This is a genomic window from Ruegeria sp. BC6 (genome assembly GCF_056539185.1).
Genome location: NZ_JBQFUM010000004.1, coordinates 289,315 through 300,603, shown reverse-complemented (window position 1 = coordinate 300,603; position 11,289 = coordinate 289,315). Strand labels below are relative to the sequence as shown.

Genomic DNA, 11,289 nt, shown 5'->3' with positions numbered 1-11,289 from the left:
GAGGACATGATGACGATGAAACCTGTTTCACACGAAGTCTCCATCCAGAAGGACTCACCAGATGCAGGGCATGAGAAGCATGTCCGCAAATGGGTCAAAGCGCGTCTGCGCCGATGGGCCGGATCGGGCGTCGGCGGTGGCTTGGCCTCTGCCCTTCTGGCCTTGCCGGCGCTGGCCCAAGCCACTGAGGAGGAGTTGAGCACATTTCAGTTTGCCGATGTCCTGCCCGGTGTCCAGTCGGTCAAACTGCTGCCAAACGGCGACGTTCAACTGAAGCTTTTGGACGGTCGCACAGTCCTGGTTTCCGCGGAAAACGTGCACGTTCTGGAAAACGGTTCGATCATGATTGCCGAAGACGTGGCCGTTGAAGTCGCGCAGCTTGCAGTGGCCGCTGAAGCCGCCGGAGCAGCGGCAGCCGGTGGTGGCGGCATGGGAGCCGCAGGCGCGGTGCTGGGTGGTTTGGGTCTGGCCGGTGCGGCCGCCGCTGGCGGCGGTGGCGGCGAAGATGCCGCGACGCCCGCGGAATCGTCACGCCCGCCCAGTCTGAACCTGTCACAGTTGCAGGGAAATTCGCTCAACAGCACCACCGCCAAGGCGACAGCACCTGATGGCACCGTTTCGGTCGAGGTAACCATCGGGTCGGTCACCAAAACCGTTTCAGCGGGGCCGGACGGCAGTTGGAGCGTTTCGCTGAGCCAAGTCGAGGCGGCAGGGTTGCCTCAGGGGGTCACATCCGTGACGATCCGACACCTGGATGGAGCCGGAGGTGAGATCGCTGTCGAAACAGCCACGTACAACATCGACACCATCGCTCCGAACATCGCGATCACAGGATTTTCCCACGGGGCGGTCATGAATGCGGCCGAGAGCGCGTCAGATCTGGAAATCAGTGGTACGACCGATGCGGAAAACGGTCAGATGGTGACTGTGGGGTTGAACGGTCAGATCTATACCGCAACCGTGTCCGGCGGCACTTGGAGCGTCACGGTTCCGGCCGCCGATCTGGCGTCTCTGCCCGATGGCGCGACCGTCACTGTGACCGCTGATGTGGTGGATCGGGCAGGCAATCCGGCGGCTCAAGCCACCAACAGCTTTGATACTGACTTTTCCGCCCCAGCCATAACAATAGACCCTGTCGCAGGCGGCCAGATTGATCTTGTAGACGTCGGATCGGACCTGACGATTACCGGCACGACGACCGGCGAAGATGGCCAACCGGTTGTGCTGACCTTCAATGGCCAGACTTACAGCGGCATCGCCTCAGGCGGTGCTTGGAGTGTGACCGTTCCCGCAGCCGACCTCGGCGTTCTGGTCAGTGGCAGCCCCATCAGCATCAGTGCCGCGATCAGCGATGCCGCCGGAAACCCGGCCACGCCTGCTGCGGTTTCGGTACCCGTGGATCTGAGCGGACCGTCCATCTCGATTTCGCCTCTATCCGTCGGTGCGGTGTTGAACGCAGTCGAAGTCGGGGCGGATCTGACGATCAGCGGCACGACCGGAAATGTCACCGATGGCCAGACAGTCACCGTAACTTTGGACGGGCAGACCTACACGGGCCCTGTGTCCGGAGGGACGTGGAGCATGACCGTGCCGAGCGCGGATTTGATTGCCTTGGCCGACGGCGCAACTTTCACCATCACCGCCGACGTGACGGATGCCGATGGCCTCGTGGCCCCGCAGGCGAGTGCAGGAGTTTCCAAAGACGCAACCGCCCCAACGATCAGCATCGACACGTTTTCGGACGGCGTGGTCATGAACGCGGTCGAACAGGGAACCAACCTCAGCATATCCGGAACGACGACCGCCGAAGACGGCCAGACCGTGACCATAGGAATGAACGGCCAAACCTACAGCGCCACCGTTTCAGGTGGAAACTGGAGTGTCAGCGTTCCCGCAGCCGATCTGGCCGGCCTCTCCGACGGAGCCACCGTCACCGTGACCGCCGATGTTTCGGACCTTGCTGGGAACCCGGCCGCACAGGCCACTGGCAGCTTCGACACGGACTTTACGGCCCCCACTCTGTCAATCTCGACGGTATCGGCCGGGGGCACCATGAACCTGGCAGAGCAATCCGGCGGAATGACCGTCTCTGGCATTTCCGACGCGCCTGATGGCACGATCGTCTCGATCCAGGTTCAACGAGCGGACGGGACTGTGGATGTCTCAGGCACCGCTACAGTGACGAGTGGCGCGTGGACCTACACCGCTTCACCCCTCGACCTTAGCGGCCTGCAAGATGCCGAATCCTACACGATTTCCGCGTCGGTCAGCGACGCAGCCGGAAATACACAGACGACTTCGACTGGGTTCAACACCGATTTCAGCGCCCCGACCATCTCACTGACCCCCCTGGGAACTGGATCGGTTCTAGACGTCACCGAGAAGGACAGCGACCTGACAGTATCGGGGACAACGACAGCCGAAGATGGGCAAACCATTACTGTAGGGCTGAACGGGCAGACCTACACAGCCACCGCTTCGGGTGGGGTCTGGTCGACCACCATACCTACAGCTGATCTGAACGCGCTTTCTGACGGAACAACCTATTCTATCACCGCATCGGTTTCGGACATCGCTGGCAACCCCGCTTCTCAGGCGGCAGCCTCGGTGACCACCGACTACCGACCCATCCTGACCTTGAATGAGGTCGGAACCAACGACGCGGTTTCGCTGAGTGACGCGCAATCCAGCGGCCTGACGGTCAGCGGTTCATCGATAGGTCTAGGCGCGGGACAAACCGTTGAGGTGATGCTGAACTCGGTCTCTGTCGGCACAGCCACGGTTGCGGCCAACGGCACGTGGAGCCTGAACGTACCTGCCACGGCGTTTTCGGGTACAACGGCGGGTGACCTTTTGGATTTTTCGGTTTCAGCGACGGTTGCCGGAGGACCGAACCCCCTACCCACGACAGACGTGGCGACGGCTCACGTTCCAGCGGCCTATTTCATCTCCGAGGCAGGCCGGAGCGGGTCGACGATAACTTTCGAAATACATGCCGATGCGGACCGGGACATATCCAGTGGGTTGGCTTTCACGGCCAACTTGGGTTTTGACCCCGCGGTCGTGACCTATGACACGGGATCCGAGGTCGAAAACACCGATTTTGATCTGTTTCTGGCAAATCCGAACGGGGCGGCGGAAATCGGTTTTGCCGGGGCCGCAACAAGCGTCAGCGACCTGACCCAGCCTGTCGTCACGTTCACGATGACGGTGCTGGACCCGACGAAGCCGATCGAGTTGACGATCAACACGCCCGACGGTGGCCCGACCCATTGGGTATTGGGAACAGACGGCGCAGACACATTGGCGGCCACGGGTATCGACGATGTCATCCGCGGTGGGGACGGCGACGATGTGATCGATCTGGCCGGCGCTGGCCGGGATCTTATCGTTTTCGAAGCGGACCCGACGGCCAACGGCACCGACATCGTAACGGGTTTCACCCTGGGGCCTGCAGCCGACATGGCCGACGCCATTATGTTCAGCGAGTTGGATGTCTCATCGCTTCGCGGTGATGGAACAGGTGTCGAAACACTGGCGATTGGCGACATGATCGCGACCGACACAGGTTTTGTAGGGCTGACAACCACACTCACCGATCTGACAACCGATACTCTGGAAGCCGCTGCCGAAACGCTTACTGGGGCTCAAGCCGGAGATGAGATCTATCTGCTGGCCAGCGATGGAACTGACAGTGTGCTGGTCAAGGTGGACTATTCCGCCCCAACCTCTGCCACGGTCAGCACGGTCGCGCAGTTTGACGGCCTGGGTGATCTGAGCGGTCTGAGCAGCGACAACATACTGCATACCGATCCGACCGGCGCGTCAAGTTGATCCTGACAAACATGAAAAGGTGGGGCCGCCCCGGCCCTTTCTTAACGGACCAGCGGAGACCTCAATGGCAAAGAACGGCCCAGTACCCGTCACTCTCGACAGACATTCCGATCGCTCGTGGCACAGATTTACATCCTACGATTTCGCGCGCTGCAGATTGGAGTGCGAGATCGTAAGTGCGGAAGTCTCAGAAGCAGCCGCCTCATTTCCAATTGCGTTTCGATCCTCTGGGGGCGGGGTATCGCCACATGCAATTCTGGCGACCGCAGCTTCTCCGGAAACACCATTTGTTTCGTACCAAGGACGCTGGCGGGCCACCTATGTTCCTTCCTTGCTGAGATGCCATCCGTTCTCAATCGAAATGGTCGGTGGCGAAGATGGATCGCGCACCAACTCAGGCAAGCTTGTTGTAGATGAAACCACCGGACTCGTGTCCTGTGACCAATCCGGCAGCCCGTTCTTTGCAAAGGACGGCTCGATCTCCTCTGAACTGGAAACGCTGAAGGGCTTCTTCAAGAGCTTTCTGGCCGATCGCAACGCAACCCGACGTGCCTGCGCGCTGATAAAGGAATTGGGCCTATTCGTCGAATTGACCCGTTTTCGGGATGCGGAGTTGCTCGACGGTTGGATGAGCGTGGACTTTCGACGCTTCAACCAACTTGGGCCGGCGCAGACAGCGGTTCTGCAATCTAGCGGAGCGATGCAGTTGATTTACGCTCATCAAGTCTCGCTCAACCATCTTCTGTGGATGCACCACTGCCAGACGCATTCTCCCAAGGTGATCAGCACTCCTGCAAACGGCAGGGACCCCGACCTTATGAGGTTCTTGGATGCCATTGCCGCGGAACGAGACTTGTCGGACGCGGAGGCCAAATATGCCTGCCTTTGATCGACTCATCTTGCCTCTACTGGTCGGTTCGGTGGCCGTGCTCACTGCGGCTTGTGAGCCGGTTCCGGATCTTGCCCCGATTGAGATGGCTTTTTCAGAAGGATCAACGGGCGCTGGCGCGACAAAGCCGTCGGGTCATCTGACTCGCAGTTCATTCGGCCAGAGAATACGGCGCGCGGTAGAAACCAGCCCGAACCTGGCGCAGAGCGAGACCGGCGTTGACGCAGCCTTTGCAGATATGGACGCGGCAGAAGGAGCCTTTCTTCCGCAGGTGTCACTTGGCGTAAATGCCCGATCGGAACGGGTGGACTCGGATATTGCGGATGTATCGCCATATCTGCGGGTTTCACAGCTTGTATACGACGGGGGAGCTGCCGCCGGAGACTTGGCAGCGGCGCGGGCCCGGGTCCTCGAAAGCCGCGGCGATCAGCTTCAATCCGCAGCCGCGACGGCCCTTGCCGCAATTGAAACCTATGTGTTGGTCATCGATCGGCGGAAAATCGTTGAAATCGCTTGGGAAAACGTCCGCCGCCATGAGGAGATCGAGAAACAGATCTCCGACCGCGCCGCGCAAGGGGCCGGTCCCGCTGCCGACGTTCTGACGGCGCGTTCTCGGGTCGCGGATGCCAGGACCAAGTTGGCGGATGCCCGGGCTCAGGCTGATCGTGCCAATGCGCGATTCCAAGAGGTGTTCGGGACCCCACCAGGCAAACTGGATCCCCCTGTCCCAGCGCCCAACCAGTCGAGAAGCGACGCCGACATCGTGATGGACAGCCCGCAGGTTCGACGCGCAGACGCTGCGGTTCTGGCGGCACAGGCAGACCGCTCTGCCGCAATTGCGAGGCGTCAGCCGGACGTGCGGGTTTCGGCATTTGCCAATCAGGACGACAGCAGGGACGCGAATTTCGGCGTAGACCTGTCGGTCAACTACGAGCTGGACAGCACCGGTCAGCGGCGGGCGGCAATTGCCGCCGCCGAAGCGCGGGTCAAACAAGCGGAATATGCCCGTGAGGTTCTTTTTCGGGAAATCCAGCGCGAGCTGGGTTTCATTCGATCCGACCAAAAGGCCGGTGCCCAGCGTCTGCGTGAGGCCCGCATCGCAGTTGCCGCAAATGCCGACAGCGTTGCCGCCACTCAAGAGCAATTCCAGATCGGGCGAAGCAGCTTAATCGAAATACTGGACGCGCAGCGCGATTATGTGAACGCCCAAGAGCGACTGATCCTGGCGGAGCAGAATTTCTTCCTAACGAACTACGCCGCGCTCAGCCTTACGGGCGACATCATTGATCTGCTCGGCATCCAGCTCAGAACATGGGGCAACAGACCATGACCCAACGCAGCCAGCCTCCTACATCCCTGCCCCTCACCAACTTTGAGGCATGTCTGCTGCATGTGGCGGCAGAGCTTGGCCGGCCATTGACCAAAGCCAGCCTTTTGGCGGCCCAATCCTCGGTCTCTGGTGGGTTGAAGGTGCAGGACGCGATCGCACTGGCCCATGACCACGGATTGCAGGCGGGCTTCGGGCCGCGCCGGCTGTCGGAGTTTGATCCCAGCCTCGCACCGGCGATACTGTTGCTCGAGGACCAGCGGGCCGTGGTTTACCATGGCCGTTCGAAGTCTGGCCGTCTGTTGATCCACGACCCAGAGCTTGGAGACAGCATTGGTGAGATGGATGAATGCCAGCTCGACGCCGTCTATTCCGGCTATGCGATGTTATTTCGTCGAGCATACTCCGAGGAAATTAAAAACAACCCAAGCCAACCAAGCCGTCACTGGTTCCGATCAGCGCTTGTGGCCAATCGTTGGTCGTACTTGCAGGTTGCTCTGGCCGCGGCTCTGACCAATATCCTGGGGCTTTCAACCTCGGTTTTCATCATGACCGTTTATGACCGGGTTCTGCCAAATGAAGCCGTGGAATCTCTGGTCGCTTTGACCATCGGTGTCGGCATCGCGCTGTTTTTTGACTTTGTGCTGAAGATCCTGCGCGCCAGTTTCATCGACAGGGCAGGACAGAATGCGGACATGTTGATGGGTCGGCGTGTTTTCGATCAACTTCTGAATATCCAGATGAAGTCCCGAACCGGCTCAACAGGCGCCATGGCGAACACGGTGCGTGAGTTCGAAACACTCCGCGAGTTCTTCACATCGGCTACGCTGGTCTTGGTGGTTGATTTGCCGTTCATCGGTCTGTTTTTGCTTACGATCTACATGGTCGGCGGACCGCTAGTTTTGATCCCAGCTCTCGCCGTACCAGTCGTGCTGGTCGCCGGGCTCGCCATTCAGCCGCTCTTGTCCCGCTTGGCGGAACGCAGTTTTTTTGATGGCCAGTCAAAGCAATCCGTGCTGATCGAAACTCTGGCCGGTCTGGAAACGATCAAGACGACCACTGCGGCCGGTACTATGCGGCGACGCTGGGAAGAGGCGATCGAACGACAATCCGGCAACAGTGTTCGGTCGCGTGCCATCACTCAATTCGCCTTGAACCTGACCGGTTTCACTCAGCAGGCGGCCCAGGTCTTGATCGTGTTTTATGGTGTTTTTCTGATAGCGGACGGCCTGACCAGCATGGGCGCTTTGGTCGCTTCAGTGATGCTGACCGGAAGGGCTTTGGCACCGTTGGGTCAACTGTCTCAAACCCTTACCCGGTTCAACCAGGCCCGTAGTGCGTATCGGAATCTGGACGCAATGATGCAAGCCGACAGTGAGCGGCCATCGGGGCGCACCTGGATCAGCCGCTCCAACTTCAAAGGGCGCATCACGTTCAACAACGTGTATTTCGCCTACCCAGACCAGGATGAGGACACACTGAAAGGCGTGTCCTTCGACATCAAACCGGGGGAAAAAGTTGCGATTCTCGGGCGGATCGGATCAGGAAAAAGCACCATCGCACGACTGCTTCTGGGATTGTACCAGCCCCGTGTCGGTTCGGTTCTTCTGGATGGGATTGACATCCGCCAGATTGATCCGGGGGACCTTCGGCGCAACATTGGATCGGTCCTGCAGGATATTTGGCTGTTTTCGGGCTCGGTCCGTGAAAACATCGCGGCCGGTGCGGTCCGCCCGCGCGACGAAGATCTAATCCGGGCCGGGCGTATTTCGGGCGTCGAAGACTTTGTATCGCGGCATCCCAGCGGGTACGATCTTATGCTGGCCGAACGTGGCGAGGGGCTCTCGGGCGGGCAACGTCAGACGATCGCCTTAGCCCGGGCATTGATCGGGCAGCCGCCCGTCCTGTTGCTGGACGAACCCACCAGCGCGATGGATCTCAAGAACGAGGCGAACATCATTCAGCGGCTGAAGGCAGCGGCTGCGGATACGACTATGGTCATCGTTACCCATCGGGCCAGTCTGTTGGAACTGGTCGACCGGGTCATCGTGATCGAAAACGGCCAAGTGGGCGTTGACGCCGTCAAGTCAGTTCTCACCAAACGAGCCAAAGACGCGCGGGGGCACATGAATGTCGCGGCATCCTGACCTTGCAAGATTAGCCCGCGAGATGAACGGTGGCTCGGGGTTTCGCGGTTCGGTTTTGCTGCTGGCCATAATGGGCTGCATGCTGACGGCCGGCGTCTGGGCTTTCGTCACCGAATTGGACGACGTGGTCCGCGCGGACGGTCGCGTTGTGCCGTCTGGCGACGTTCAGGTGATCGAAGCAACCGAACCCGGGGTTCTTCAGGCTGTTCATGTTCAAGAGGGTCAGATCGTCGACAAAAACGCTTTGCTGATGGAATTGGACGCGACACAAGTCGGCAGCGAGTTGGACGCCGAGCGGCAAAGGGCATTGGGACTAAGGGCGCGTATTAAGCGATTGCAGGCCGAAATTGACGGATCCGATTTGCGGTTCGAGCCCGAGCTTGTGCAACAAGCACCGGACGTCGTTCGCTCGGAAACGGCTCTTTATCTCGGCCGAAGATCGGAGTTGGCCGACGAGATCGCCATTCTGGAACGCCAACGTGAGCAGAGGCAGCGCGAATTGGAAGAGGGGTCGGTGGACCGGGTCACTGCAGAAGAAACACTCAAGGTCCTGTCCGAAGAGCGCGCTTTGATGGAGCCTCTGGTCCGCCGCAAGATGGAACCTGCGACAACTCTGCTGGCCCTGCGACGCAGCGAGGCCGAATGGAAGGGGCGCAAGGTAAGAGCCGAGGCCGCTGCAAACCGTCTGGAAACCGGGCTGAGTGAAATCGATGACCGCATCACGGCTACCAAAAGCCGGTTTCGCAGCGCGGCACTGACCGATCTTGCCATTGCCACTGCGCAGCTTGCGGCGCTTGAGCCCGCCCTGCCCGCGTTGGAGAACCGCGCGGCGCGCGCGCAGGTTCGTGCGCCAGTCCGGGGCATCGTAAACCGAATCCACCGCACGACTTTGGGCGGTTTGGCCCGCAGCGGCGAGGATCTTGTCGAAATCGTTCCGCTGGACGACAACCTGCTGGTCGAAGCCTATGTCCGCCCTGACGACATCGCATTTCTACGCGCAGGTCAGCAGGTCAAGGTCAAGATCACCGCCTATGATTTTGCCAGATACGGCGCGCTGGACGGCGAAATTGTTCGCATCGGTGCGGATACGATTACACGTTCAGAGCGGCAGGACGAGGAAGTTTTCGTGGTCGAAATCCGAACCAGCGGAACCTTGTTGGACGCCGATGGCTTGGAGGTAGAGATCATTCCGGGGATGATCGCACAAGTTGACATTCTGGCCGGCAGGAAGACCGTTCTCGACTATCTCATCCAGCCTGTTCTCAAGGTAAAGAACCAGGCTTTGCGGGATTGATTATGCAGCCGGTGTCTTGAATTGCTGATCGAACAGGCGGCGGAAGCTGCCATTCTGTTCCATCAACTCATCCAACTTGCCCTGTTCGATCACCTGACCGTCCTGAACAACCATGATCTTGTCTGCCTCAAGCACGGTCGACAGCCGGTGAGCGATGACGATCGTGGTCACGTTCTCCGTCAGCTTATCCAACGCCTGCTTCACCAGAGCCTCGGACTCGGCATCCAGCGCGCTGGTCGCTTCGTCGAGCAGCAGAATTTCAGCCTTCCGAAGAATGGCGCGGGCAATGGCCAACCGCTGTTTCTGCCCTCCCGACAGAAACGCACCGTTCTCTCCGACTTCGGTGTCGTATCCCTTGGGCAGCGACATGATGAAGTCATGCGCATGCGCGGCTTTGGCCGCATCGCGAATCTCGTCCTCGGTCGCATCGGGACGGGCATATCGCAGGTTTTCCATGACCGTCGCGGAAAACAAAAACGTATCCTGGCCAACATAGGAAATCTTGCGCCGTAGGGAGGCAAAGCTGACATCCTGCAAATTCTGTCCGTCGATCTCGACATAGCCTTGGTCAGGATCGTAGAACCGCATGATGAGGCCAAAGATCGTGGACTTGCCTCCACCCGACTGCCCCACCAGAGCGGTTGTCTTTCCAGCCTCGAAGGCCAGGTTCATTCCATTGATCACCGGCATACCACCGCTGTAGCCAAAGGTGACGTTCCGCAGGCGTACCTCGCCCGGACCGGACCGCAGCTCTTGCGGTTGCGGGCTTTCACGCATTGGGTCTTCCTGATCCAGCAGTTCGAACATCATCTCGATCGGAACCAACGTGGATTCGATGGTCACCCGCATCCGGGACAGCCGCTTGGCCGGTTCATAGGCCATCAGAAGCGCCGTGATGAAGGACATCAGCTGACCCGCGGTCGGCGGTTCAGTTCCGGCAATTCCCATTGTGCTGACGACCAACACGCCGGCAACGGCTACACCGGCCAGAAATTCCATCATTGGGCTGGCGATGGACTGCAGCTTGGCAATTTCGTTCGAGCGTTTTTCAACGCTTCTTATGGCCGAGTTCATCCGCTCGGTCATTCGATCTTCGAGTGCGAAGACCTTGATGATTTTGATCCCGGCCGATGTTTCCTGCAGAACCCGGATGATTTCGGCCAGTGATTTGAGCTCAGATTGCATGATCGAGCGGACGCTTTTCAACAGATAGCGCACGCTCAGCAGCGCGACCGGCCCAACAATGAAAAACAGCCCCGAAAGCACAGGCTGCTGGTAAACCATCACAAAAATGAGACCCACGAGCGTCAGCGCATCCCGAACGAACGTGGTCACGATCACGTCGACCAGCGTCCGCGCTGCCCCCGCGCCCCGGGTCACACGCATCAGAAGGTCTGAAGACTCGCTTTTGGAAAAGAAATCCACCCCACGCCGAAGCAGTTTTTTGTACAACTTCTCCTGCTGCTCGGCGATGATGCGGTTGCCGGCGCGCGCCAGAAACACGGACTGGACGTAAGATGCCAGCGCCTTGACCAGGAACAGCACGATTACTGCCGACGCGATGATATGAACCTGAGACCGCATGTCAGGCGACGTCATGGCATCGACGATGTTTTCCATCATCCAGGCCGTCCCTGCGGTGGTCGCGGCAACGATCATCATGGCAAACATGGCAACCGCATATTTCTTGCCTTGCGCCCGTAGGCTGTCACCCACCAGCCGACCGATATGGCCGGATCGCCACTTGGCCCAGGTTTTCCTGATCATAAGGGTCTCCAAATCAAGCTGACGCTTTCTT

The 11,289-nt window shown here is 59.4% G+C and carries 6 protein-coding genes; 5 read left to right on the top strand and 1 reads right to left on the bottom strand.

From position 1 onward, the window contains the following. Nucleotides 1-15 precede the first annotated feature (15 nt). The 5 genes from ACR0MM_RS14000 (at nt 16) to ACR0MM_RS13980 (ending at nt 9,491) form a co-directional block, all read left to right on the top strand. Entirely contained in the window at nt 16-3,834 is a 3,819-nt protein-coding gene (locus ACR0MM_RS14000) for a beta strand repeat-containing protein (RefSeq protein WP_480696825.1), read from the top strand. A 64-nt stretch (nt 3,835-3,898) separates the two neighbouring features. Continuing rightward, nucleotides 3,899-4,723, top strand: a complete 825-nt coding sequence (locus ACR0MM_RS13995; protein WP_480696823.1) for a SapC family protein — start codon at nt 3,899-3,901, stop codon at nt 4,721-4,723. Continuing rightward, nucleotides 4,665-6,053, top strand: a complete 1,389-nt coding sequence (locus ACR0MM_RS13990; protein ID WP_480696821.1) for a TolC family protein — start codon at nt 4,665-4,667, stop codon at nt 6,051-6,053. The genes ACR0MM_RS13995 and ACR0MM_RS13990 overlap by 59 nt, the downstream gene beginning before the upstream one ends. Beyond that, nucleotides 6,050-8,197, top strand: a complete 2,148-nt coding sequence (locus ACR0MM_RS13985) for a type I secretion system permease/ATPase (RefSeq protein WP_480696819.1) — start codon at nt 6,050-6,052, stop codon at nt 8,195-8,197. Before ACR0MM_RS13990 ends, ACR0MM_RS13985 begins: the two co-directional genes overlap by 4 nt. Further along, nucleotides 8,181-9,491: an HlyD family type I secretion periplasmic adaptor subunit gene (locus tag ACR0MM_RS13980; RefSeq protein WP_480696817.1), complete on the top strand. Its 1,311-nt coding sequence runs from the start codon at nt 8,181-8,183 to the stop codon at nt 9,489-9,491. The genes ACR0MM_RS13985 and ACR0MM_RS13980 overlap by 17 nt, the downstream gene beginning before the upstream one ends. Here the strand turns inward: ACR0MM_RS13980 and ACR0MM_RS13975 are convergent, their stop codons facing one another. Next, a complete protein-coding gene (locus ACR0MM_RS13975) occupies nt 9,492-11,258 on the bottom strand; it encodes an ABC transporter ATP-binding protein (protein ID WP_480696815.1) in 1,767 nt (588 codons plus the stop codon). Nucleotides 11,259-11,289: the final 31 nt, after the last annotated feature.